Source organism: Cytobacillus oceanisediminis (assembly GCF_004366035.1).
In the GTDB taxonomy this organism is placed as follows: domain Bacteria; phylum Bacillota; class Bacilli; order Bacillales; family Cytobacillaceae; genus Cytobacillus; species Cytobacillus oceanisediminis_C.
The window spans coordinates 38317-60606 of the sequence record NZ_SOEE01000003.1; the positions used below are offsets into that span (position 1 = coordinate 38317).

29 protein-coding genes are annotated in these 22290 nt (G+C 42.0%); 20 read left to right on the top strand and 9 right to left on the bottom strand.

Annotation, left to right across the window (positions count from 1 at the left end; translation table 11 throughout):
• Nucleotides 1-21: 21 nt before the first annotated feature.
• Nucleotides 22-483 (bottom strand): DinB family protein, encoded by a 462-nt coding sequence (locus DFO72_RS08480; protein ID WP_113881276.1) that lies wholly within the window; start codon nucleotides 481-483, stop codon nucleotides 22-24.
• A gap of 187 nt (nucleotides 484-670) precedes the next feature.
• On the opposite strand from DFO72_RS08480, the gene DFO72_RS08485 reads away from it, so the two are divergent.
• Nucleotides 671-2788, top strand: a complete 2118-nt coding sequence (locus DFO72_RS08485; protein WP_113881277.1) for a peptidoglycan D,D-transpeptidase FtsI family protein — start codon at nucleotides 671-673, stop codon at nucleotides 2786-2788.
• A gap of 47 nt (nucleotides 2789-2835) precedes the next feature.
• On the opposite strand, the gene DFO72_RS08490 is transcribed toward DFO72_RS08485, so the two are convergent.
• Entirely contained in the window at nucleotides 2836-3015 is a 180-nt protein-coding gene (locus tag DFO72_RS08490; protein WP_113881278.1) for a hypothetical protein, read from the bottom strand.
• Between the two features lie 226 nt (nucleotides 3016-3241).
• Between DFO72_RS08490 and DFO72_RS08495 the strand changes: the two genes are divergently transcribed.
• Nucleotides 3242-3523: a hypothetical protein gene (locus tag DFO72_RS08495; protein WP_113881279.1), complete on the top strand. Its 282-nt coding sequence runs from the start codon at nucleotides 3242-3244 to the stop codon at nucleotides 3521-3523.
• Nucleotides 3524-3641: 118 nt separating this feature from the next.
• Nucleotides 3642-4055, top strand: coding sequence for a VOC family protein (locus DFO72_RS08500; protein ID WP_113881280.1), 414 nt, complete (start codon nucleotides 3642-3644; stop codon nucleotides 4053-4055).
• A gap of 64 nt (nucleotides 4056-4119) precedes the next feature.
• Here DFO72_RS08500 and DFO72_RS08505 read toward each other — a convergent pair whose 3' ends face one another.
• The gene (locus tag DFO72_RS08505) at nucleotides 4120-4632 is read right to left on the bottom strand and encodes a DUF3231 family protein (RefSeq protein ID WP_113881281.1); all 513 of its coding nucleotides are present in this window, start codon (nucleotides 4630-4632) and stop codon (nucleotides 4120-4122) included.
• A gap of 147 nt (nucleotides 4633-4779) precedes the next feature.
• Here DFO72_RS08505 and DFO72_RS08510 point away from each other — a divergent pair, with 147 nt between their 5' ends.
• On the top strand, nucleotides 4780-5094 hold the full coding sequence (locus DFO72_RS08510; RefSeq protein ID WP_113881282.1) for a hydrolase: 315 nt from the start codon (nucleotides 4780-4782) through the stop codon (nucleotides 5092-5094).
• A gap of 21 nt (nucleotides 5095-5115) precedes the next feature.
• Here the strand turns inward: DFO72_RS08510 and DFO72_RS08515 are convergent, their stop codons facing one another.
• Both DFO72_RS08515 and DFO72_RS08520 read right to left on the bottom strand, forming a co-directional pair.
• Entirely contained in the window at nucleotides 5116-5346 is a 231-nt protein-coding gene (locus DFO72_RS08515; RefSeq protein WP_113881283.1) for a hypothetical protein, read from the bottom strand.
• Nucleotides 5347-5381: 35 nt separating this feature from the next.
• Nucleotides 5382-5711 (bottom strand): hypothetical protein, encoded by a 330-nt coding sequence (locus tag DFO72_RS08520; RefSeq protein WP_113881284.1) that lies wholly within the window; start codon nucleotides 5709-5711, stop codon nucleotides 5382-5384.
• 242 nt (nucleotides 5712-5953) lie between these two features.
• Here DFO72_RS08520 and DFO72_RS08525 point away from each other — a divergent pair, with 242 nt between their 5' ends.
• The 12 genes from DFO72_RS08525 to DFO72_RS08580 all read left to right on the top strand — a co-directional run bounded on the left by DFO72_RS08525 (nucleotide 5954) and on the right by DFO72_RS08580 (nucleotide 16278).
• On the top strand, nucleotides 5954-7036 hold the full coding sequence (locus tag DFO72_RS08525) for a hypothetical protein (protein ID WP_113881285.1): 1083 nt from the start codon (nucleotides 5954-5956) through the stop codon (nucleotides 7034-7036).
• On the top strand, nucleotides 7023-9191 hold the full coding sequence (locus tag DFO72_RS08530) for a molybdopterin oxidoreductase family protein (RefSeq protein WP_113881286.1): 2169 nt from the start codon (nucleotides 7023-7025) through the stop codon (nucleotides 9189-9191). The genes DFO72_RS08525 and DFO72_RS08530 overlap by 14 nt, the downstream gene beginning before the upstream one ends.
• A complete protein-coding gene (locus DFO72_RS08535) occupies nucleotides 9192-9752 on the top strand; it encodes a 4Fe-4S dicluster domain-containing protein (protein WP_009333499.1) in 561 nt (186 codons plus the stop codon).
• Between the two features lie 12 nt (nucleotides 9753-9764).
• Nucleotides 9765-10289 (top strand): Rieske (2Fe-2S) protein, encoded by a 525-nt coding sequence (locus DFO72_RS08540; protein WP_113881287.1) that lies wholly within the window; start codon nucleotides 9765-9767, stop codon nucleotides 10287-10289.
• Nucleotides 10279-10470: a hypothetical protein gene (locus DFO72_RS08545; RefSeq protein ID WP_113881288.1), complete on the top strand. Its 192-nt coding sequence runs from the start codon at nucleotides 10279-10281 to the stop codon at nucleotides 10468-10470. The genes DFO72_RS08540 and DFO72_RS08545 overlap by 11 nt, the downstream gene beginning before the upstream one ends.
• 6 nt (nucleotides 10471-10476) lie before the next feature.
• Entirely contained in the window at nucleotides 10477-10788 is a 312-nt protein-coding gene (locus DFO72_RS08550) for a hypothetical protein (RefSeq protein WP_113881289.1), read from the top strand.
• Nucleotides 10775-11050 (top strand): hypothetical protein, encoded by a 276-nt coding sequence (locus DFO72_RS08555; RefSeq protein ID WP_113881290.1) that lies wholly within the window; start codon nucleotides 10775-10777, stop codon nucleotides 11048-11050. The genes DFO72_RS08550 and DFO72_RS08555 overlap by 14 nt, the downstream gene beginning before the upstream one ends.
• A 5-nt stretch (nucleotides 11051-11055) precedes the next feature.
• Nucleotides 11056-12564 (top strand): nitrate/nitrite transporter, encoded by a 1509-nt coding sequence (locus tag DFO72_RS08560; protein ID WP_113881291.1) that lies wholly within the window; start codon nucleotides 11056-11058, stop codon nucleotides 12562-12564.
• Nucleotides 12565-12598: 34 nt separating this feature from the next.
• Complete coding sequence (locus DFO72_RS08565; RefSeq protein WP_113881292.1) at nucleotides 12599-13249, top strand: sensor histidine kinase; 651 nt, start codon at nucleotides 12599-12601, stop codon at nucleotides 13247-13249.
• A 182-nt stretch (nucleotides 13250-13431) separates the two neighbouring features.
• Nucleotides 13432-14085: a response regulator gene (locus DFO72_RS08570; RefSeq protein WP_113881293.1), complete on the top strand. Its 654-nt coding sequence runs from the start codon at nucleotides 13432-13434 to the stop codon at nucleotides 14083-14085.
• Complete coding sequence (locus DFO72_RS08575; RefSeq protein ID WP_113881294.1) at nucleotides 14075-14527, top strand: GAF domain-containing protein; 453 nt, start codon at nucleotides 14075-14077, stop codon at nucleotides 14525-14527. Before DFO72_RS08570 ends, DFO72_RS08575 begins: the two co-directional genes overlap by 11 nt.
• A gap of 23 nt (nucleotides 14528-14550) precedes the next feature.
• Nucleotides 14551-16278, top strand: a complete 1728-nt coding sequence (locus DFO72_RS08580) for a PAS domain-containing sensor histidine kinase (RefSeq protein WP_113881295.1) — start codon at nucleotides 14551-14553, stop codon at nucleotides 16276-16278.
• Between the two features lie 44 nt (nucleotides 16279-16322).
• Here DFO72_RS08580 and DFO72_RS08585 read toward each other — a convergent pair whose 3' ends face one another.
• The 4 genes from DFO72_RS08585 to fbpA all read right to left on the bottom strand — a co-directional run bounded on the left by DFO72_RS08585 (nucleotide 16323) and on the right by fbpA (nucleotide 18299).
• A complete protein-coding gene (locus tag DFO72_RS08585) occupies nucleotides 16323-17513 on the bottom strand; it encodes a chromate transporter (RefSeq protein WP_113881296.1) in 1191 nt (396 codons plus the stop codon).
• Nucleotides 17514-17524: 11 nt separating this feature from the next.
• Complete coding sequence (locus tag DFO72_RS08590) at nucleotides 17525-17833, bottom strand: PadR family transcriptional regulator (protein ID WP_113881297.1); 309 nt, start codon at nucleotides 17831-17833, stop codon at nucleotides 17525-17527.
• Nucleotides 17834-17983: 150 nt separating this feature from the next.
• A complete protein-coding gene (locus tag DFO72_RS29390) occupies nucleotides 17984-18121 on the bottom strand; it encodes a hypothetical protein (protein WP_166672445.1) in 138 nt (45 codons plus the stop codon).
• Nucleotides 18122-18134: 13 nt separating this feature from the next.
• Nucleotides 18135-18299, bottom strand: coding sequence for a Fur-regulated basic protein FbpA (gene fbpA / locus DFO72_RS08595; protein WP_113881298.1), 165 nt, complete (start codon nucleotides 18297-18299; stop codon nucleotides 18135-18137).
• A gap of 183 nt (nucleotides 18300-18482) precedes the next feature.
• Between fbpA and DFO72_RS08600 the strand changes: the two genes are divergently transcribed.
• From DFO72_RS08600 to DFO72_RS08615, 4 genes are all read left to right on the top strand, one after another.
• Complete coding sequence (locus DFO72_RS08600; protein ID WP_035329590.1) at nucleotides 18483-18806, top strand: MerR family transcriptional regulator; 324 nt, start codon at nucleotides 18483-18485, stop codon at nucleotides 18804-18806.
• Nucleotides 18807-19005: 199 nt separating this feature from the next.
• Nucleotides 19006-19758 carry a threonine/serine exporter family protein gene (locus tag DFO72_RS08605; RefSeq protein ID WP_113881299.1) on the top strand — a complete coding sequence of 251 codons (753 nt, stop codon included), beginning with the start codon at nucleotides 19006-19008 and terminating at the stop codon, nucleotides 19756-19758.
• Between the two features lie 24 nt (nucleotides 19759-19782).
• Nucleotides 19783-20226: a threonine/serine exporter family protein gene (locus tag DFO72_RS08610; protein ID WP_113881300.1), complete on the top strand. Its 444-nt coding sequence runs from the start codon at nucleotides 19783-19785 to the stop codon at nucleotides 20224-20226.
• A 169-nt stretch (nucleotides 20227-20395) separates the two neighbouring features.
• On the top strand, nucleotides 20396-22111 hold the full coding sequence (locus DFO72_RS08615; protein WP_113881301.1) for an ABC transporter ATP-binding protein: 1716 nt from the start codon (nucleotides 20396-20398) through the stop codon (nucleotides 22109-22111).
• Nucleotides 22112-22290: the final 179 nt, after the last annotated feature.

Here is a 22290-nt window from a genome sequence, read left to right on the forward strand (position 1 = left end):
AAGGCGGTTCCGCTTTTCCTATCATCTGCTCACAAACATCGGAAGCTCCGTATGGCCCATTTCACGTACATAGACAAACAAGTTCCCTTTATGATGAATTTCATGATCCATTGCAAGCTGCAGCAGCTGGCTGCCGGTAAGCTCCATTCCAAATATCCGTGTCATATCAATGGTTCTTTCTAACTCATCATTTGTTAATGATGAAATGATCTCAATGGTTTTTTCTGTGTAGCTTTCAGCGGCTTCAGAAAGGTCTGGCGCAATTTCATCGAATTTCTCGCCAAACACTGCAGTGCTGCCTTCTTTTACTGTTTTGGCAAACATATAAAAAGAAGTAAGCATATGAGTTACCAGCTTGCCGGCCGCCATGCTTGTTTCAGTTGGTTTGTAGTCATAGTTATTTTCATCAATCTTCTTGATTAGCTCATTGGTCACCTTTCTGTGCGATAAAAAATAGTTCAGGTATTTTTGCGCTCTTTCCATATTAAAGACCTCCTAAAAAATTAATCAGATTAACATTTCCACTTAACCTCCTTAAATTCCTTTATATTTCAAAATATGTTTTGGACTGGCAGGGATTTTACAAAAACCGTGGAATTATTTAACAGGGGAAGATTTGGAAGAATCTCTATTATACAGACAGAGTGTTCATAAGGGGGGAGATTCATACATGGGGAAAAAGAAGAAAAAGAAAAGCCATGTGCCTTTTAGGGTCAATTTATTGTTCTTTGCTGTTTTTGTTTTGTTTTCAGTACTAATTTTAAGACTTGGCGTCGTCCAGATTGTAAATGGTGAGACATACAAAAAAGAAGTGGACAGGACGGAAGATGTCATCGTAGCTAATCCGGTTCCAAGGGGAAGGATGCTTGACAGGAACCATCAGGTTATTGTGGATAATATTCCAAAGAGTGCGATTACGTATACCAACCGGAATGCCAAACAGAAAGAAATGCTTCAGGTGGCAGAGCGGCTGGCCATTCTGATTGATAAAGAGACGGATAAAGTGACGGAGCGCGATAAGAAGGATCATTGGATTCTAAAAAATCCTGATGCAGTCCGGGATAAAATAACTGATAAGGAATGGAAGCTGTTTAAAGAGAACAAACTGGATGATAAGCAAATTTATGAGATGCAGCTTGAAAGAATTACAGACGAAGATCTGAAACAGCTGAGCAAGCAGGACCTGGAAGTGCGGGCAATCTTCCGGGAATTTACGAGCGGCTATGCAATGACGCCGCAAATAGTCAAAAATGAGGGGGTATCAAGTAAAGAATATGCTGCGGTAAGCGAGAATCTTCAATATCTTCCAGGTGTCAATACAACTACTGACTGGGATCGAACTTATGCTTTTGACAGTACGCTCCAGACAGTCCTGGGGAAGGTTACAGATACAAACGAAGGGCTGCCGCAGGAAAGGCTGGATTATTTTCTGGCCAGGGACTACAGCAGAAATGAACGTGTAGGAAAGAGCTATCTCGAAATGCAATATGAGGATGTTCTGCATGGCCAAAAATCAAAGGAAAAGCTTATTACAAAAAAAGGAGAAATTCTCGGAAGTGAACTGGTTTCTCAAGGCCAAAGAGGCAAAGATCTTGTTCTGACGATTGATATGGATCTGCAGAAGGCAGTGGAAAAAATATTGGAAGAGGAAATTTGGGCTGCTAAAAGGACCAGGGGAACATATTTAATGGATCGTGCGTTTGTCGTTCTAATGAATCCGCATACTGGTGAAGTTCTGACGATGGCAGGGAAAATGATAGACAAGGATGATGATGGCAAAACGGTTCTGCAGGATTATGCGCTGGGTACGATTGCCTCTTCTTATAATGTGGGATCCTCTGTAAAAGGGGCAACTGTTTTAACAGGCTATAAAACCGGTGCAATTTCACCCGGGACGACATTTTTAGATGCACCAATGAAAATTGCAGGTACACCACAGGTGAAAAAATCGTGGTTTAACTTTCAGGCAATCATGAACGAAACAAGGGCTTTGCGAATATCCTCAAACGTATATATGTTCAAAACAGCAATTGAAATTGCGGATGCGCGGTATGCATATGATCAGCCTCTGGGATTTAAAAACCCTAATGCATTTGAAGACATGAGAGAGTCTTTCGGCCAATTTGGCCTCGGAGTCAGAACTGGCATCGATTTGCCGAATGAGGCAATAGGCTATGAAGGACCGCTTCGCTTGCCGGGATTTCTATTAGACCTTGCAATCGGACAGTATGATACCTACACTCCGATGCAAATGGCGCAATATATATCAACTATTGCAAATGGCGGCTATCGTATCCAGCCGCGCCTTGTAAAAGAAATCCGGGAGCCCGCCACAGAGCAGGAGGAGCTTGGCCGGATCTGGAAGGATATTCAGCCAACTGTCTTAAATACGATAGATGTAAGTGATAGAGAACTAAATACTGTCAAAGAAGGATTAAGACAGGTGATGCAGCATCCTGAAGGGACTGCATATAGAATGTTCGCAGATGCACCATATTCTCCAGCAGGAAAAACAGGTACAGCGGAAGCATTTTATGACGGCCCTCTCAAAAAAAAGGGAGATAAGTTAATAGATGTTATGAACTTGAGCCTTGTTGCCTATGCACCGCATAATAATCCTGAAATTGCCATGTCTGTCATTGTTCCATGGGCATACCAGGGAAGAAGCGGACATACAGCAAATTATGAAATTGGCAGAAAAGTATTAGATGCTTATTTTGAACTGAAAAAGAAGCCGATGACTGGACCAGGACAGGAACAGTCGGCAGAAACAGAAGAATCTGATTAAAGTATGAGTTTTAGCGGCCTATAATGGCTGGTTAAAAAAGCCTTTCCTTATTGGGAATGGCTTTTTTTATACCTGAATTTGTTTTTCAAATGATGGAGTTTTTGTTTAATTAAAAACGGTTTGTCACTTTTTCCGAATACCTTACGATTCACCATAAATTGAATCGTTTCTTCCAAAATAGCGAGGATAATAATAGGGATGAAGATTACCAGAATCCAAAACCACATGCCTCTGCTCCTTTCGACTGATCGGAATACAATTTAATTATATTCAGGAATGAATAGAAAATGATGTATATGGAAGAAAAATCCATGTATTTTTCTGGCTGAACCATGTCCTGGTTATTTTCTTAAATAACCTTTTATTTCTGAAATAAACTTCTGCTTTTTTAAAGGTTCTATATAGTTTAATGAAAGGGCATTCGGGAAAATAGCTTAAAAAGGAGGTCCTGACATGAAAACAATAAATGTAGAGATTCAGTATGATGATCAGGAAATGAATAATAATCAGACAAAAGTATTTGATCAATTGAAGAACCAGCTCGAGGGAACAGGATTTAAGGTGGCAGCGATTATGGAAAATGATCAATACCTAAAGGATCATTCTGGTCTTCCCAATCAAAAGAAAAACAAAGTGCTTCCATCTCAGCCTGAAGGAGCAGAACCAGATATCAATTCCAGCGGTGCCGGCGGTATGGTTTCCCCTGATTCCAGTGAAAGCAAATACTCTGAGTAAGATAAATGAGCAGCCTTAGTTCTCATTTCGGACTAAGGTTTTTTTATTTTTAAAGAGGAATTAATACGTTTGGATATAATTTGCAAATATAGAGAGTTTGTTAGGAGGAGGCTCATTTTTGAGTCAAAAGCTCTTAAGAGTGGGAACAGTCTACATACCTGTCAGAAATGTAATGGATTCCTTAAACTGGTACACAGAGAAGCTTGGAGCAGCAGAAAGCTTTAGGGATGAAAAGGGGAAAATGGTCATAATCAATATGGCAAGCCAAAGCTTTTTCCTTCTGGAAGCACCTGAAGAGGAAAGTTTTAATTTTAAGGATTCTGACGGAAGATTGCGATTTTGTTTAACTTTTGAAGTCGATGGAATAACAGAGCTCGAAAACTTGCATCGGGAACTTCTTGAGAAGGAAGTAAATACAGGACCTATCGAAAATCGCGGGCATCCTGGCAGAAATTTTGTGTTTTCTGACCCGGACGGCAACATATTTGATGTTTGGAGTGAACAAAGCCAAGTTTTAAGAAATAACTTTTAGGCAAGAGAGCAGACAATGGACTCTGCTCTCTTTTTACATATGGTCATATCTCTGCAGCAAATCCTTAGCAATTATCTGATTTGTGAAGATGAAGCGGCGGAGGAATAAGCCAGCCTTTTTCTTTATTCATTCGAAGAACCTTAACACCTAAAGCAGCTTTCTGAGTATGAAACTGGCCAAACATGCCTGCGATATCTTCACGGATGCATTGACCCATGATTGTACTGCAGCCAACCAATCCTGCTGCCAGATCTCCTGCTAATTTTGCAGCAACTTCAGGATCCATAAATCTGGCGCCAGCAGGAATATCGTTTACACAGGCTTCAGGTCTGTCAGGCGGTGATGGAGGAAGACCGATCCCGTTTTCCTTTAGCAGATCCTCAATTTGTTCCTCTTCCTGCTTGCAGAGGCGGATGGCTTCTTCAAGCATTTTTTTCAAGTCCCCATCTCCAGAGTGGCTAAGCATCGTTTGGTAGGCAGAGGCCATTCCCTTTCCTGCCAGCAAATAAGACCATGTGCTATAAACCTCGCCATAATGCAAAGGCTCGTCCTTTGGATTTCCGCTTAAAATACCCATTATATACCTCCTGAAAAGATTCATTGTGCCACCTTCCTTGTAATGCACAGCTATATCATGCCCAACAAGCATCTTAAAATTTCAAAATGGTTAAACTTCCTCAGTTTGTGGTAAATACCGTATAAAAGATAGAGGAGATGAAAAACAATGGACCAAACAAAAAAAACATATTATATAGATATTGAAAATGCGCAGATCTACACAGAACCAGTTGAAGCAGCCGAATGGCAATTTAAAATTTATGCAACAGACGAAGAATTAGCTCATTTAAATGAATACATTAATGAGAATTATGATGCAGATCTTAAAACATTTGCACGTGCACATGTCCCTTTCCTGGAGTACCACAAAGAATCAAAAAATGATGAATATGATGCATCCATGGAAGGCATATATAAAATGATTTATGATCTGGGTGATGACGAAGCCCGGAGACATATAGAAGGGATGGGAATATTATAGTCGGAAAAATGCAGCTGGTCTTTAAACGGACTGGCTGCTTTTGAAAAGATAATACATAAAAAAAGAACCGTCTGTTCTGTTTTCATCAGAATAACGGTTCTTATATTTGCTCCTGTATGATTGTTCTTTTTTGGTTTTTGTTTTTCTTGTGCGCATGTCCGCATACGCAAATGGGCTTCGATTGCATTCAGGGTTTCTTTTTCCCTCACGTACTGCTTTTTCCCTTAACTTCTTCGCAGCTGATTTAGCCATATTACCAACTCCTTTTCATGATTGTACCATAGTGCCTACGATGGAGGAATGACATTTGTTAACAGTAAGATAAAGAAAACAAGACCAATAAGTAAAAAGATAACCGAACCGAGAACAGCATAATTAGGTCTGAAGCTGAACTCCTCTCTTTTAGATAAGAATCCAGTCATAGCACTTGCGGTGCTGTCCATAAACTTCGTCACCATACCGCCGCTGCTTGAAAACCATACAGTTAAAGCTGTAAACAACACACCTGAAAAAAACATGATTTCGATGAATCGGATTGAAAAGGCTCGTGAAGCAAGCAGGGTAATCAGAGTTTCTGCAGCAAGTGTAATGAACAGTATAAAAATATTTTTTTTCATAATTCCGCCTCCTAATTAGAAAATACGCATGAATATGGAAAAAGTTTCAATATTTTCGCAAGACCTTTGAAAAGGTCTTTTTTTATTGGCGCATTCTATGCAGCAGCATGTTCATTTAATATCCTTTCATAAAGATAGGGGAATTTCCCCCCCTCTAATGGGGAAGTTCCCCGATATTGAAAAATTCCTCCCGCTTTTACAATAAAGTTAAGGTAATTGTTTGTGAATGAGGAGGAGTTAATATGCAGGCGAAAGCTGCAGTCAATCAAAAAACAGGAAACACATTAAACAATGCGTTTGCATCTCATTTTGCCAAGTCGATGTTTTTATCTGTTACAGCATTAGCTATTCTTTCTTTTATTGGCACTAGAATGTTTACACATGTTGATTTAAACCTGTACGGATATATGGTCGGAACGATTGTGTTTATTGGAGGGTTCTTCTATAGGTTCATTGCCTGGGGCGAAAGGCCGCCAACAAAGCTTATCCTGAAAAAAGGATTGAAGCTGCTAAAAAGAAAGTCAACGCCAAAAACGTCTGTTGAGCATCTTGCAACTTACAATTTTATCTGGAATAGGGGAATTTACCGATGGACTCAGCATGTGCTGATCGGCTGGGGCTGCATCCTATCCTGCTTCGTTACATTCCCTCTAGTTTTCGGTTGGATGTATTTTACGATGGATGACAATGGTCATTACAACATAATTGCAATGGGCATGAAGGTAATGACTGTCCCTGCGGATGGCATCATTGCCAACCTTTCTTATAACGCGCTGAATATTACAGCAATAATGGTAATCGCAGGAGTTTGCATGGCGCTGTACCGCCGTCTGAAAAATATGCAGGCAAGAGCAGAGCAGAACTTCCTATATGATTTCATGCCTCTTTATATGCTGCTTCTAGTCAGCATTACGGGGCTGGCTTTAACCTTTATGAATATCTTTTTACACGGTGCGGGACAGCCGGCAATGTCACTGATCCATCAGTGGTCAGTCATCATTACACTGATTTACCTGCCATTTGGAAAGCTTGCACATATTCCTTTCCGCCCAATGAGTGTTTTGGCAAGAAACTACAGAGAACACTATGCCGAACAGGGAATGAAGGAATGCAAGGTGTGCGGAGATCAGTTTGTTTCATCAGAACAATCAAAAGATGTCGTCGATGTACTCGGCGTAAACGATATTGAATTTAAAGCAAAGGAAGGACATCATCTTGCAGAAATGTGCCTCCCTTGCAGAAGGAAATACCGGATCGCACAATTTTCCGGATTCCCTACTCATGAAGTGAAGGTCAAGGAGGCAAACCAGAATGCAAAGGGATAAGTTTTTTAAAGAAATTGAGAATCTAAACCATCCGAATGAAAAATTGATAAAAACACACTGCAGCTATTGCGGCATGCAATGCGGAATGAACTTGAGGGTTAATACACAGACAAATAAAATCATTGGGGTCGAGCCCCGTTATGACTGGCCGGTTACGGTCGGGAAAATGTGCCCCAAAGGGGTTACCGCCTACCAGCAGACCAACCACAAAGACCGCCTGCTGAAACCGCTGATCCGGGATGATGCTTCTTTAAAAGGAACCACCAAAGGGTTCCGTGAAGCAAGCTGGGATGAAGCATACGATTTAATTGCAAAAAAATTCAAAGAGCTTCAAACAGAATACGGAAAGGATTCTCTCTCCGTCTTCAGCGGGGTATCAATGACAAATGAAAAATGTTATTTAACAGGTAAATTTGCCCGTGTTGCTCTTGCCACGCGATATATTGACTATAACGGCCGTTTCTGTATGTCAAGTGCTGCAGGCGGATTCCTCCGTTCTTTCGGTGTCGATAGAGGGTCAACCTTGCCTTGGACAGATATTCATGAAACAGATTGCCTGTTTATCGCCGGAAGCAATACAGCTGAATGCCATCCGACTTCCATGTTCCGCATTTGGAACGTTCAGGAAAGAGGCGGTTATATCATTGTAGTCGATCCCCGGGAAACGCCAATTGCCAGAAGAGCTGACCTTCATCTCGACCTGCAGCCCGGAACAGACCTTGCACTTGCAAACGGGATTGTTAATCAATTGATTAAAATGGGCTATATAGATGAAGAGTTTATTAATAAACATACCAACGGATTTGAAGAAACAAAGGAACTTGTAAAGGATTTCACACCTGAATATACAAGCATGCTGACTGGTGTGGCGCCGGAAAAAATCATTCGCGCTGCAGAAATATACGGAAAAGCTCCAAATGCAGTTGTCATGTTTGCCCGAGGTGTTGAACAGCAGCATAAGGGTGTTGATAATGTTTCCGCCTACACCAATATGGCGCTTGTTACTGGAAAGATCGGCCGTCCGAAAGCCGGAGTAGCCACATTTACCGGGCAGGGCAATGGACAGGGCGGAAGAGAGCATGGACAAAAATCGGATTTGCTTCCTGGCTACCGAAAAATTACGAACCCAAAACATGTTGAAGAAGTATGCAGCGTTTGGGGAATTACACCTGAAGAAATGCCGCAGCCTGGTGTATCTGCTTATGAAATGATTGAGCTGATGGAGAAAAAAACGATTCGCGGTTTATACCTTCTATGTTCGAATCCTGCTGTATCTGCACCAAATCTAAATTTTGTCAGGAAAGCATTTAAGACCTTGGATTTTATGGTATGCTCCGATTTCTACCTTTCTGAATCGGCAGAATTTGCAGATGTTGTTCTTCCGGCAGTTACATGGTCAGAGGATGAAGGAACAGTAACGAATATTGAAGGCCGCATAATTAAAATCAATAAAGCTCAGGAACCTGTTGGGGAATCGAAGCCGGACTGGCAAATCCAAGTGGAGCTGGCTGAACGCTTAGGAAAAGGAAAATACTTTTCTTACCTAAAAACCGCACGAGATGTTGCAGATGAGTTCAGACTGGCTACCAAGGGCGGCTATGCTGATTACTATGGAGCTACCTGGGATAAAATCGACAAGCAGGATGGAGTTTTCTGGCCATGCAAAAATGAAAATGATGAAGGGACACCACATATGTTCCTTGATAAGAAATTTTATCATCCGGATGGCAAAGCAAAAATATGCGCGCTGCCATACCGTCCGCCAGCGGAAGAACCATGTGAAAAATATCCGCTCCGTTTAACAACTGGCCGGGTGGTTTACCATTACCTATCTGGCAATCAGACTAGAAGAATTCCATTCCTCCATGATATGTGTCCTGAACCATTTGTGGAGATCCACCCGGAAACAGCATCAAAATATAATATGGAACATGAAGAAAGGGTCCGTTTATTTACCAGAAGAGGCGAGGCCATCTATAAAGTCAAAATTACGGAAGCCATCCGCAAGGATACCGTCTTTGTTCCATACCATTTTGGACATGAAGATTCTATTAATCTATTAACAATTGCGGCGTTAGATCCTATTTCCCGAATGCCTGAGTTCAAGGCATGTGCTGCACAGCTGGAAAAAGTCGAATTAAAGAAGGTGCAATAAATGAAGAAGAGGCTGTATTTAGAACTTGAAAACTGTATAGGATGCCGTTCTTGTCTGGCAGCATGTACACAATGCGGGGGGCATGAGGAGCGCAACAGAAACTATGTGTATGATGTAAATCCTCTTGTGAACCGGCAGACGATGCCTCTCATGTGCCTTCACTGTGAAAATCCGGCATGTGCCCGAAGCTGTCCGGCCCAGGCCATCCAAATTCATGAGACAGGCGCTGTGTTATCTGCACTGGTGGAAAAGTGTATTGGCTGTCAGAACTGCACAATTGCCTGCCCATATGGCATACCAAAATTTGATCAAGAACAGAACTTAATGTACAAATGCGACCTATGTATTGACCGTACTAAAGATGGAATTCCCCCTATGTGTGCGAGTGTATGTCCATCTAATACACTGCAATGGCTCACAGATGAAGAAATTGAAAACAAGAAGAAGCAATTTAACCTTGATAACGGCAAATGGGTAACAAGCATGCCATATCTTGAAGGTGAAACAAACGTAAAGGTAAATCTGCCGGGAATCCTGCAGGGAATTACAAAGCTGTTTTAGGAGGGATTAGGGATGTCTGATAAGAATAACAAGATTCCCTTTAATGAAGATAATTATACGCATAATATCGAACGGAATAACGAAAGAAAACTGGATAGACGCGGGTTCATGAAAACTTTGGTTGGTGCCGCCGGTGTGTTTGCGGTTTCCTCCCTTCCCTGGGGGGCAGTAGCTGCCAAAGAATTAATGGGGCTTGGCGAAAAGGAATATCCTCATAAGAAAATAACCGATGTAAGCAAGCTGCCAATCGGTGATGCAGTGGAGTTCAAGTTTCCTGGGGATCATGATGACGCAATTTTAATACGCTTATCAGAGAACAAATATGTTGCCTATCAGAATGCTTGTACACATTTGCGTTGCCCGGTATTTTGGGTAAAGGAGCAAGGTGAAATGATCTGCCCTTGCCACCATGGTAAGTTCGATGTGGAGACTGGTTCGCCAACTGCGGGGCCGCCAAGAAGGCCGCTTCCCGAAATCCAAATTAAGGTGGAGAATGGAGCAATCTTTGCAGTGAGGGTGAAACGTTATGAGGCGTAGCTTTCTGGGTGTCATCATTTTGGCCGCGATATTAATGATGAATATTATCTTTACCCAATATATGGTCCACCAATACTATTACGAAAACTATGAAAAGGTATTGATTTTCGGCGGACTGAATATTGTTCTTTTTCCCTTGGCCGTATTCGCTTATAAAAAGACGATTAACATGAGGGCGTGATTTTTTATGAACAGTGAAACATATCTTGATTTTTGTTTTGTAAGAGAACAATCCGGGGATTTTGCTCCAGAAGTTGATCAGCTCCTTTCCGAACTCTTCAAGGGAGTCCGCCTCAACTGGTATTTGGATGAGAAGTCTAATGACGGCATGGACATTGTTGTAGCAGAGATAAAAGGCATGAGCAAATGGCAATCAGAAGAGGAAACCATTGAATTCATAGAAGAAAATGCAAGTGAATCATTCTGGAAATATCTGCAGGGTTATCAAATGTATATTTACCCTGCTAAAAGAGGGTGCGGGAGCTGTGGAACTCATTAGAAAAGAAGATTTGGACGGCTTTGTACGGCAAAATGTGCAGGTGGCAATTTTAGATGAAGAGGGAAATGACAAAGCCCCTTTTGTTCACAAAGAAATAATAAAAACCGGGCTCTGTCCGGATGGAACACATTTGCGTATTTATTTTGACCACATGAATTTTTTTGCAGTTCCGCTGACATCCTGTGTGGAAGCATCTGACAGCAGGTGGGCTGCTCTTGATCAGGAAGCCGGATTAAAATATGTAATAAAGAAGAGAGCGTGAACACGATGATTAGAAAAATACAGCTGCCATTGCAGACGTTAAACTTAGTAGCCGGGTTTATGGTTTGGGTGCTGATATCCTCCCTTATGCCGTTTATAAAGGAAGATATCAATATTCCAGCCGACAAGCTAGCCCTTGTAACAGCAGTTCCGGTGATCCTTGGATCGCTGCTCCGTATTCCTCTGGGTTATTATGCTAATCAGTTTGGAGCAAGAATAATCTTTATATTGAGCTTTATTCTTCTATTATTTCCAGTCTATTTTATCAGTATAGCTGATTCCATTACTGATTTACTGATCGGAGGATTATTCCTCGGTCTTGGAGGAGCGGTGTTCTCTGTTGGTGTTACATCTCTTCCAAAGTATTATCCAAAGGAGCGCCATGGGTTTGTAAATGGAATATACGGGGCAGGCAATCTTGGAACAGCCATAACCGCATTTGCGGCGCCGGTTGTTGCCACAAAGTTTGGATGGTCCCTAACCGTACAAATCTATCTGGTCCTGCTCGGAATCTTCATTGCAGCAAACTTCTTGCTTGGTGATAAAAAAGAAGTTAAGGTGCAGACACCGCTTCTGGAACAGATTAAAGGCGTCTATAAAAATGAAAAGCTGTGGCTGCTGAGCTTATTCTATTTCATTACTTTCGGGTCATTTGTTGCGTTTACCATTTATCTGCCAAATTTCCTGGTAGCTCATTTTGAACTCGATAAAGTGGATGCGGGATTAAGGACAGCCGGATTCATCGTCCTTGCAACTGCCATGAGACCGATTGGCGGCTGGCTTGCAGACCGTTTCCATTCTTTAATTCTTCTAATGTTTGTCTTTGGGGTTTATACCATCTCTGCAGTGATTCTATCATTATCTCCGTCAATTACATGGTACACATTTGGATGCTTAAGCATTGCTCTATCAGCTGGAATTGGGAATGGTGTTATCTTTAAGCTGGTGCCTATGTACTTCCAGAAGCAGGCGGGTATCGTAAACGGAATTGTTTCCGCAATGGGCGGCCTGGGAGGATTTTTTCCGCCGCTTATATTGACCCTGTTATTTAATATCACCGGCCATTATGCGATTGGCTTTATGGCATTGTCAGAAGTGGCGCTTGCCAGCTTGATTCTGGTTGTTTGGATGTACTTCCAAGGTAAAATGGAAATTGCGGGCCAGGTGATTGATCATACAATTGAAGGGATTCTGGTAACGGATAGGGGAGGTAAAATAATCTCTGTAAACCCTGCTTTCACAGAAATAACCGGGTACAAGGAAGAGGAAGTAGTCGGCAAAAATCCTAATATCCTTAAATCAGGAAAGCAGACTAAGGGCTTTTACCAGGACTTATGGACTTCAATTGAAAAAAATGGATTCTGGCAAGGGGAAATATGGAATTGCCGCAAAGACGGAGAAGAATATCTCCAATGGCTTACCATTAGTGCTATTAAAAATGATGCTGGAGATGTAGTTCAATATGCGGGCATGTTCAGTGACATTTCCAGTCATCGGGTAAAAAAAGCAAAGTAAATGCAAAAATAAAGTCTTAAGGAGGAGGGGTGGAATGGAAATCCAGCCAGCAAAGAAAAATATCAGTTCCTATATTATTCAATCTCAGGAAGATGAGATCAAGCGCATCGCCCTGGAGCTTCACGAAGGGGTCGGGCAGACGCTTTACAGCTTATATACAGGGATGCAGTTCATTCAAACTGCTGTGGATCAGCCCGAAATGAAAGGCTATGTTGGAGATATGGCGCAAATGATGGAAAAAACAATTCAGGAAATCAGGCTTCTGGCTGTGGAATTGCATCCCCCTGCCCTGGGAACCCTCGGCCTGCTGCCGGCGCTGAAAAGTTATCTGAAATTATACACTTCCACATATGGAATAACAGTGGATCTTCAAAATGAGGGGATGGAAGTCCAAATCAGTGAAAGGGAAAGCATAACTTTGTTTCGGGTTTGCCAGGAAGCTCTGGCAAACATAGCCAGGTATGCTGACACAATGAGTGCATCCATCTTCCTGCAATGGAAACCGGGACAGCTTTCTATTAACATTGAAGACAAGGGTATGGGCTTTGATGTTGATGCTGGGATGCAAAAATCGTCTGGCCTTGCTGCAATGATTGAAAGAATGTGTTTAATCAGCGGCAAGTGCGTCATCAGCTCCAAAATCGGCGAAGGGACTACAATAGATATCAGCCTTCCGTTATACTAAGATTATACATAACAAGGGAACTGCGCAAAGCGGCTCCCTTGTTGCCTATAAAAGATAATTTTTTAACACTGGAACTGTTACTTTGTACTTCAAGAACTGTCCGGCGAAATCAGTCTGCCCCTCGGGCAGGCAAAGGCCCTTGTGCTTTTCTCGTGCGGACAAATGGTAAAGGGGGAGCAAGGTTGATCAATATATTACTTTGCGACGACCACGCGGTAGTCAGAATGGGTTTGAAAATGCTATTAAATAACCATGAAGATATGCAGGTGGTTGGTGAAGCTTCGGAAGGCAACGAGGGGATTCAGCAGGCTATTGAATTAAAGCCTGATGTGGTAGTAATGGATTTGAGCATGCCCCATGGAAAAGATGGCATGTCTGCAACGTCAGAATTGAAAAAATTAAAGCCGGAAATACAGATCCTGATTTTGACCATGCATGATGATGAAGAGTACCTATTCAGGGCGATCCAAGCGGGTGCGTCCGGATGTATTTTAAAAAGTGCTCCTCATGATGAACTGCTCGCAGCAATCCGGTCTGTTGCAAGCGGGAATGCCTATTTGCATCCGTCTGCAACTAAAAGGCTGATGGAAGAATATATCGGAAGTGTAAAGCAGGGGAACACTGATACATTCAACCTGTTGTCTGACAGGGAAAAAGAGGTTCTTACATTAATAGCCAAAGGATTTTCCAATAAGGAAATTGCTGAACAGCTTGTGATTAGTGTAAAGACAGTTGAAACCCATAAAGGTAATTTAATGGAAAAACTTCAGATGAAGACCAGGCCGGAACTTGTTGCATATGCCTTAAAGAAAGGGCTGCTTGGTTATGGAATATAAGGGGGGCAGTCCGGGAGAGAGCGCACTTATTGATCAGGCTTGTGAAAAGGTGCTGACAGAGCTGGACTGTGATTTTGTCGGATTGGCACTGCAAAATACAGATGGCCCGGATGTAAGATGGCATTATGCTGCAGGAAATAGCAACGAAAAGTATAAGAGGATTACAGTAAGGTACGGCAAAGGCATTGCAGGAAAGGTGATTTCAACCGGAAGGCCTATGTACGTAGAAAACTTCCCCGAAAATGTTGCTGGAAAAGCATTGGAATACCCGATTATGCTTGCTGAAGCCCTGAAGCATGCATATGCTGTTCCCATTCATTTTAAGGGAATTCCCAAAGGGGTCCTCTTGATCGGGAAACGGTCCGGTCAGCCTATAAATGAAAACATGCAAAGCACTGCAAGGAATGCAGCGAGGACACTTGAACTAAAGCTGAATGGTTAAAAAATGCAACTGGAGGTACGTAAATGGACAGGAATAATCAGTTGCCGAAAAAGAGAGAGATTGCTCCTGATTCCAGTGATGCAACGATTCTTGTTAATAGATTTGGGATCATCTCCTTTGCGAACGAGCAGGCGCAAAAGCAATTTGGATACAGGGTAAATGAGCTGCAAGGGAAGAGCCTAAAGGAACTGCTCCCTGAGATCACTCTGCATGAAACTGAAGAGGGTAAAGTGGTTCACCAATATGGCCAGCATCATAATGGTCAGGTATTTTCCATTTTTTATAGAATTAATTCTTTCAAGCAGGGAGAAGAAACCTATTATTTAATCGTCTTTCATTCAGTCAAAGACCGTTCCCGATTAAAAAAGCAGCAATCATATTCATTAAAGGAATTGGTTGATCTGCAATTTGCCCTGGATGAATCAACAATTGTGGCCTTTACAGACCAAAAAGGTAAAATTACGTATGTGAATGAAAAGTTCTGTGAGGTGTCGAAATATTCTGCGTATGAACTGGTTGGTAGAGACCATAGAATTATCAATTCATCCTACCATTCCAAGGATTTTATGCAGAACCTTTGGGAAACCATTTTGAGCGGGGAAGTCTGGCGCGGCGAAATTAAAAATAAAGCTAAAGACGGAACCTATTATTGGGTGGATACCACGATCGTCCCCTTCATTGATGACAAAGGAAAGCCATATAAATACCTGGCGATCCGGAAGGAAATTACTGAATATAAGCGTGTTGTGGAGGAACTGAAAAATTCCGTAAACGAGCTGATTGATTTAAAGTTTGCCCTGGATGCATCATCCATCGTGGCAATTACTGACCAGAAAGGCACCATTACTTATGTGAATGATCAATTCTGCAGCATCTCAAAATATTCACGGAAAGAATTACTTGGACAGGATCATAGAATTATCAACTCAGGATACCACACCAAAGAATTTTTCAGAGATTTATGGAAGACGATTTCTTCCGGGAAGGTATGGAAAGGAGAGATCAAGAACAGAGCTAAGGATGGCACACATTATTGGGTGGATACCACAATCGTCCCATTCCTTAATGAAAAAGGGAAACCCTATCAGCATCTTGCTATTCGCCATGAAGTCACGCAAAGAAAAAATGCAGAAGAAGAGCTGCAAAAAATGATGACCAGAATCATTGATGTTCAAGAGGATGAACGGAAAAGGCTGTCTCGTGAGCTTCATGACGGAATAGGACAGAATTTGTACAGCCATCTGATTACCATTAATAGGCTTCAGGCGGAAATAAGCCACCCGCTCCTTGATCAAATGCAGGATGAGGCTGCTGAAATCATTGAGGAACTGAGAGACCTTTCATGGGAACTGCGTCCTTCTGTGCTTGATGATCTTGGTCTGATACCAGCGATTCGATCCTACCTGGTCCGGTTTTCAGAACATCACAATATCAACGTCCATTTTGATTGCTACTTGGCTTCCCGTCTTAGTTCAAATAAAGAAATCACCATCTACAGGATCATTCAGGAAGCCCTGACAAACATAAGGAAATATGCTGAAACAGATGAAGCAGCAGTCACAATCAGGCAGATGGAAGAAGAAATCCGTATTGTCATTGAAGATAAAGGCAAAGGGTTCAATGTTAATGAAGTCTCCAGAGGAGTCGGTCTTTTTAGCATGGAAGAACGAGCAAAAGCTGCGGGCGGCTCCATAAAAGTTTATTCAGCAGAAACTAAAGGGACAAGAATTGTACTTGAAATACCGATATAGAAAAAGCTGCCTAATCCAGGCAGCTTTTCTTATTAGATGCGTTTTTAAACTATTGATCCTAATATCGTTCCGCCGATGGCACCTGTCACAACAATAATCCAGGGCGGCAGCTTCCAATAAACAAGCATGCTGAATAGTATTGCTGCAAAGGCAAAATCAGCCGGCTCCAGGATGCTGCTGGTCCAAATTGGGTGATAAAAGGCAGCGATTAAAATGCCGACAACTGCAGCATTTACACCCATTAATGCACCCTTTATTTTAGGGTTGCTGCGAAGTGTGTCCCAAAATGGGAGGGTGCCTACTATAAGCAGAAAGGCAGGCAGGAAGATCGCGGCCGCTGCAAGCAAACCTCCTTGCCAGCCATTCATCACTGCCCCAAGATAGGCAGCAAAAGTAAATAACGGCCCTGGCACTGCCTGGGCTGCACCGTAGCCAGCCAGAAAAGCTTCTTCACTTATCCAGCCTGTTGGGACAAATTCACGTTCCAGCAAAGGTAGGACAACATGGCCGCCCCCGAAAACCAGAGATCCGGAGCGATAAAAGCTGTCAAAAAGAGCAACCCAATCCAATGCGGTTAACTCCCTTAAAATTGGAAGGATTATTAAAAGGGCGAAAAACAACACTAAACAGCCAATCGCAAAACCTTTTGAAATGGGGAATTCCATACGCGCTTCCTTGTTATCTGCATGCTTCTTGTAGAGTAAAAATCCAATAAATCCAGAGATAAGGATGACCGCTATCTGAGTAATGGCTGTCTGCCATAAAAGTGTGGCGATAATCGCGAACAGTGCCAGCGTTTTTCTCGGCAGGTCAGGTACAAGCTTTTGTGCCATTCCCAAAACCGCATGAGCTACTACAGCCACTGCGACAATTTTGAGTCCATGTATCCAGCCGGCTTCCGCGGGATTAATGCCTTGAAGAAGAATGGCAAAAATAATCAGGGCAATAACAGATGGCAATGTGAAACCAAGGAAGGCCATAATGCCGCCGGCTACGCCAGCCCTCATAACACCAATGCCAATGCCAACCTGGCTGCTCGCCGGTCCGGGCAGAAACTGACAAAGTGCAACTAAGTCTGCGTAGGTTTTCTCATCCATCCATTTTCTTCTGCGGACATACTCATCGTGAAAATAGCCGAGATGAGCTACAGGTCCCCCGAAAGAGGTAAGTCCAAGCCTTGTTGAAACCATTAATATTTCCAGTAAAGATTTTAAGCCAGTTCTGTTTTTGTTCATATGCATCTCCTTTAGTCTTTAATCTCTTTAAAAAGCTCATAAGCTTTTTTTCTGGCTTCCTCGAGCACTGAAATTCCTTTAGCTGTTGCAGTATAATATTTTCGGATTCGGCCATCTACATTTTTCTTCTCCTGATGAAGCAGCCCGTCTGATTCCATCGAATGCAGGATAGGATACAATGTTCCGGAACTGATGCTATATCCATGCTCTTTCAGCTCTTCCACCATCCAGGCGCCGAAAACAGGGTGTTCCTTTGCATGGTGAAGTATATGGATCTGAATAAACCCCAGGAACAGCTTTCGCAATATTTTATCTTCCAAGCAAATGCCTCCTTGTTAATTTCGAAAACCGATATCGGGATTCGATAATAGGATGATACCAAAATAATGATGACAAAAAAAGGGGGAATTATAAATTTACAAAACTTTAACATAGATATAAAAAAGAACGCTCTTCCAAGCGTTCCATTATTAACTATTTTGTTCATTTCTTAAAATTTCATAAGCATGATCACCGGCCGCGGCCGTTAAACTTTCCCACAGCTGATCACGCAATAAATCGAGTTCAATAATCCTTCTCGCCAGATCTATTGTATTTTTTGTTTCCATAAGGGCCTCCTGATTAATAACGGCTTTGATTGCTGTGTTTTTTAAATATTACCTCAAGTTCTGTTAAGGTCAGCTTTTGCAGAGCCGGTTCAGAATGCTGATATTCGCTTCCTGATTTGACCAGCAGGTCGATTAAGTATTGCCGTTTTTTCTCAATGGCCTTCCGTAAATATTGCATTCATTATCTCCTCTTTCCTTTAATGTTTTTGTTTATTCTAAAAGAAATTTAGCTCTTATTCATGTATTATGTTAAGTTTTCTTACATTGTTTTTGCTGTATTGTAAGATTTTCTGACAGGATTGATGAAAGTGATTGAAAGATTAGTATAATGAAAGAAAATGGTTAGATTGAGGTGACATGATTGGAAAGAGAATCATCCTACAAAACCAGAAAAGTCATTTCGATTGGGACAGTCAGCGAACTGACAGGACTTAGTGAACGGCAGATTCGGTATTACGAAGAGAGAAAATTGATTTTCCCTGAAAGATCAGAACGCGGAAGCAGGAAATATTCTTTTAGCGATGTAGAGACGCTCATCGACATAGCCAACAAAAGGGAGGAGGGAGTCCGAACGGAAGAAATCCGCTCGGAATTAAAGAGAAAAAAGAAAAAAGACGATCAGGCATCACGTTCAAAAATGATTCAGGGTCAGCTTAATGCGCAGTTTGGAATCCGGAAGAAATAATGGGGAAGTGATTATTCTGCAAGGGATAATCGCTTTTTTTATTCAGCTTCTTTTCTGCTTTTAGAATATGCCGCGGGAGTTTACGGCACATTTTTATATAAATTTTAGACAAAAGGTCTTTCTTTCGTTTACCATTTCCGTTAAGATGTAACCCTATATATGAAGGTTTTAAATTTTGATCTGTAAAGCAGGTGAAAGAATGGGGAATGAATTCCCTCCAACAATAGAAGTAATAGAGATCTGCTTGCTTGCCGGGAAAATCATGCTTCAGGGCGGTGCAGAAACGTATCGGGTAGAGGACACAATGACCAGGATTGCAGCCTCCCTGGGTATACCGCACTCGCATAGCTATGTGACGCCAACTGGAATCATATTTTCAACGGATGGAACTGAACCGGCAAAGCTGATTCGGATTTCAGAACGGTCAACGGATTTATATAAAGTGACATTAGTGAACGGAGTTTCACGCAGGATCAGCAGCGGTGAACTTGATGGAAAGGAAGCCTTGGAAAGGCTGAAGGAAATTGAAAGTGCCGACTATACTTTCCCTGTTTATCAGCAGATTCTTGCAGCCTCCATTGCAAGCGGCTGCTTTTTAATTATGTTCCTTGGAAGCTGGACAGATTTTATTCCAGCCATGATTGCAGGCGGTCTGGGGTTTGTTTCTTTTATACACGTACATAGAGTGGTCCAGATAAAATTTTTCTCTGAATTTATTGCTTCATTATTAATTGGCCTTATCGCCTATTTCTTTGTGTACACGGGAGCGGGAACAGAACTTGATAAGATCATCATTGGTTCAGTCATGCCGCTCGTTCCGGGGCTGCTGATCACGAATGCAGTCAGGGATTTAATGGCCGGGCACCTTGTTTCTGGTCTTTCAAAAGGGGCTGAAGCCTTTTTGACGGCATTTGCCATTGGAGCTGGGATTGCTCTTGTATTCACTTTCTAAATGCATTAGCGGAGGAATATGCGTATGTTTATGTTGACACATATGATTACAAGCTTTATTGCTTCAGCAGGCTTCGGGGTGCTTTTCAATGCTCCGAAAAAATCGCTGCTGAAATGCGGGTTTGTCGGGATGGTTGGCTGGTTTGTTTATATTTGGCTTGTCAATTGGCAGTATGATGCTGTCATTTCGTCATTAATTGCTGCTTTTACCATTGCCGTGATCAGTCAGATTTTTGCCAAAATGTATAAAACTCCTATTATTATATTCAGTGTTGCCGGCATCATTCCATTGGTCCCAGGAGGGATTGCTTATGATGCAATGCGGAATTTTGTTGAAAATGATTATAATACGGCAATACAGCTGGCTGCGAAGGCATTCATGATATCCGGGGCAATCGCAGTCGGACTTGTCATTTCAGAGGTAATCAATCAAATGATCCGGAAAGTTCAGTTCAAATCTAGAATCTAAATATCAGCGAAGGACGATTACATCGGCCTTTTTAAGAATTTAAGCCATAATGGACCTCTAACTTTCAGACTCGTTCCAGAAATATATAGGGACGGGTTTTTCTTGTAATATATTCCTGGTGAATTTATAATCCTATTATGTTTGATTTTTTCAGAAAAAGGAGATTATGATGATCCGACGGTTTTTTAGCTACTATAAGCCGCATAAGCGCCTATTCATTCTTGATTTTAGTTCCGCGGTATTCGTGGCAATTCTTGAATTGGGCTTTCCTCTTGCGGTTCAGTGGTTTATCGACAGCCTGCTTCCAAGCGGGAATTGGTCCATGATTGTTTCTGTAAGTGCCGGTCTGCTTGCTCTTTATTTGACCAGCACACTTCTCCAGTTTGTTGTTAACTATTGGGGCCACAAGCTGGGCATCAACATCGAAACAGATATGAGGCAGCAGCTTTTTCAGCACGTTCAAAGGCAGTCTTTCCGTTTCTTCGATAATACCAAAACAGGGCATATCATGAGCCGGGTGACAAATGATCTTATGGATATCGGAGAGCTCGCCCATCATGGCCCGGAAGATTTATTTATTGCGGTTATGACGTTTGTGGGTGCATTCTGGATCATGCTGACAATCAATGTGAAACTAGCTCTTGTAACGATATTTGTTCTTCCTTTTCTTGTATGGCTGATTACATTCTGCAATATTAAAATGAACAAAGCATGGAAAAGGATGTACGGTGAAATTGCCGATGTGAACGCCCAGGTTGAGGATAGTGTATCTGGAGTGCGTGTGGTTCAGTCTTTTACAAATGAAAGCTATGAGATTAAAAGATTTAGAGAAAACAATGGCAGATTCCGTCTTGCCAAGCTTGCAGCATATAAGATTATGAGTTTCAGTGCTTCCGGAGTCTATATGCTGACCAGATTAGTTACGCTGATTGTTCTTGTGTACGGTTCCTGGCTGAGCTTCAACGGGCAGCTATCATATGGAGAATTGGTTGGATTTGTGCTTTATGTGAATGTGCTCTTAAAACCGATTGATAAAATTAGCGCCCTGATGGAACTGTACCCAAAAGGAATGGCTGGCTTCAAACGCTTTTTGGAAATTATTGATACGGAGCCAGAGATTGAGGATGCAAAAGATGCCATTGAGGTTGTATCCTTAAGGGGAGATATCCGCTTTCAAGATGTAGCATTTAGTTATGACAAGCATAAAGCGGTGCTTCAGGGGATTGACCTTCAAATAAAAGCAGGTGAAACAGTTGCTTTTGTTGGACCTTCAGGTGCCGGAAAGACAACGATTTGTTCTTTGATTCCACGCTTTTATGATGTAAATAGCGGAAGCATTAAGATCGATGGCATGGATATCAGGGACATGACGAAAAAATCACTGAGATCACAAATCGGCATTGTTCAGCAGGATGTCTTCCTGTTTACCGGTACACTGAAAGAAAATATAGCTTACGGAATGCTTGGGGCAACAGACGAGCAGATTGCGGACGCGGCGAAAAAAGCTCACCTGCAGGACTTCATTGCATCTCTTCCGGATGGCTACGAAACTCAAATTGGGGAACGGGGATTAAAACTGTCTGGCGGACAAAAACAAAGAATTGCCATTGGAAGAATGTTCCTGAAAAATCCGCCGATTTTGATTTTGGATGAAGCAACATCGGCATTGGATACAGAAACAGAGCAGATTATTCAAACTGCGTTGAATGAGCTTGCCGTAAACCGCACTACACTTGTGATTGCCCACAGGCTTGCAACCATTCGAAATGCAGACAGAGTAGTGGTGGTTACAGAAGACGGCATAGCCGAAGAAGGTACACATGATGAGTTAATAGAACAAGGCGGGATCTTCGCGGGTCTCCATAATGTGCAATTCCAAAGATAAAGCAGAATCCGTAATGGATTCTGCTTTTTTGTCTAAATGGAGACCTATGCAAAAATACTGTTTCATCAAACAAACCTGGAAAAATGCAAAGAATATTAGAAACTAGCAAACAAGCATTCATTTTTACATAGAAAGCTGGGAATTCTGCAAACAAATCATGAGAGTCAAAAGGTGAAATG

Bases quoted from the DNA above. Each gene is read 5' to 3' on its own strand.
- DFO72_RS08480 (WP_113881276.1), bottom strand. From the start codon at position 483: ATGGAAAGAGCGCAAAAATACCTGAACTATTTTTTATCGCACAGAAAG.
- DFO72_RS08485 (WP_113881277.1), top strand. From the start codon at position 671: ATGGGGAAAAAGAAGAAAAAGAAAAGCCATGTGCCTTTTAGGGTCAAT.
- DFO72_RS08490 (WP_113881278.1), bottom strand. From the start codon at position 3,015: ATGTGGTTTTGGATTCTGGTAATCTTCATCCCTATTATTATCCTCGCT.
- DFO72_RS08495 (WP_113881279.1), top strand. From the start codon at position 3,242: ATGAAAACAATAAATGTAGAGATTCAGTATGATGATCAGGAAATGAAT.
- DFO72_RS08505 (WP_113881281.1), bottom strand. From the start codon at position 4,632: ATGGGTATTTTAAGCGGAAATCCAAAGGACGAGCCTTTGCATTATGGC.
- DFO72_RS08510 (WP_113881282.1), top strand. From the start codon at position 4,780: ATGGACCAAACAAAAAAAACATATTATATAGATATTGAAAATGCGCAG.
- DFO72_RS08515 (WP_113881283.1), bottom strand. From the start codon at position 5,346: ATGGCTAAATCAGCTGCGAAGAAGTTAAGGGAAAAAGCAGTACGTGAG.
- DFO72_RS08520 (WP_113881284.1), bottom strand. From the start codon at position 5,711: ATGAAAAAAAATATTTTTATACTGTTCATTACACTTGCTGCAGAAACT.
- DFO72_RS08525 (WP_113881285.1), top strand. From the start codon at position 5,954: ATGCAGGCGAAAGCTGCAGTCAATCAAAAAACAGGAAACACATTAAAC.
- DFO72_RS08530 (WP_113881286.1), top strand. From the start codon at position 7,023: ATGCAAAGGGATAAGTTTTTTAAAGAAATTGAGAATCTAAACCATCCG.
- DFO72_RS08535 (WP_009333499.1), top strand. From the start codon at position 9,192: ATGAAGAAGAGGCTGTATTTAGAACTTGAAAACTGTATAGGATGCCGT.
- DFO72_RS08540 (WP_113881287.1), top strand. From the start codon at position 9,765: ATGTCTGATAAGAATAACAAGATTCCCTTTAATGAAGATAATTATACG.
- DFO72_RS08545 (WP_113881288.1), top strand. From the start codon at position 10,279: ATGAGGCGTAGCTTTCTGGGTGTCATCATTTTGGCCGCGATATTAATG.
- DFO72_RS08550 (WP_113881289.1), top strand. From the start codon at position 10,477: ATGAACAGTGAAACATATCTTGATTTTTGTTTTGTAAGAGAACAATCC.
- DFO72_RS08560 (WP_113881291.1), top strand. From the start codon at position 11,056: ATGATTAGAAAAATACAGCTGCCATTGCAGACGTTAAACTTAGTAGCC.
- DFO72_RS08565 (WP_113881292.1), top strand. From the start codon at position 12,599: ATGGAAATCCAGCCAGCAAAGAAAAATATCAGTTCCTATATTATTCAA.
- DFO72_RS08575 (WP_113881294.1), top strand. From the start codon at position 14,075: ATGGAATATAAGGGGGGCAGTCCGGGAGAGAGCGCACTTATTGATCAG.
- DFO72_RS08580 (WP_113881295.1), top strand. From the start codon at position 14,551: ATGGACAGGAATAATCAGTTGCCGAAAAAGAGAGAGATTGCTCCTGAT.
- DFO72_RS08585 (WP_113881296.1), bottom strand. From the start codon at position 17,513: ATGAACAAAAACAGAACTGGCTTAAAATCTTTACTGGAAATATTAATG.
- DFO72_RS29390 (WP_166672445.1), bottom strand. From the start codon at position 18,121: ATGGAAACAAAAAATACAATAGATCTGGCGAGAAGGATTATTGAACTC.
- fbpA (WP_113881298.1), bottom strand. From the start codon at position 18,299: ATGCAATATTTACGGAAGGCCATTGAGAAAAAACGGCAATACTTAATC.
- DFO72_RS08605 (WP_113881299.1), top strand. From the start codon at position 19,006: ATGGGGAATGAATTCCCTCCAACAATAGAAGTAATAGAGATCTGCTTG.
- DFO72_RS08610 (WP_113881300.1), top strand. From the start codon at position 19,783: ATGTTTATGTTGACACATATGATTACAAGCTTTATTGCTTCAGCAGGC.
- DFO72_RS08615 (WP_113881301.1), top strand. From the start codon at position 20,396: ATGATCCGACGGTTTTTTAGCTACTATAAGCCGCATAAGCGCCTATTC.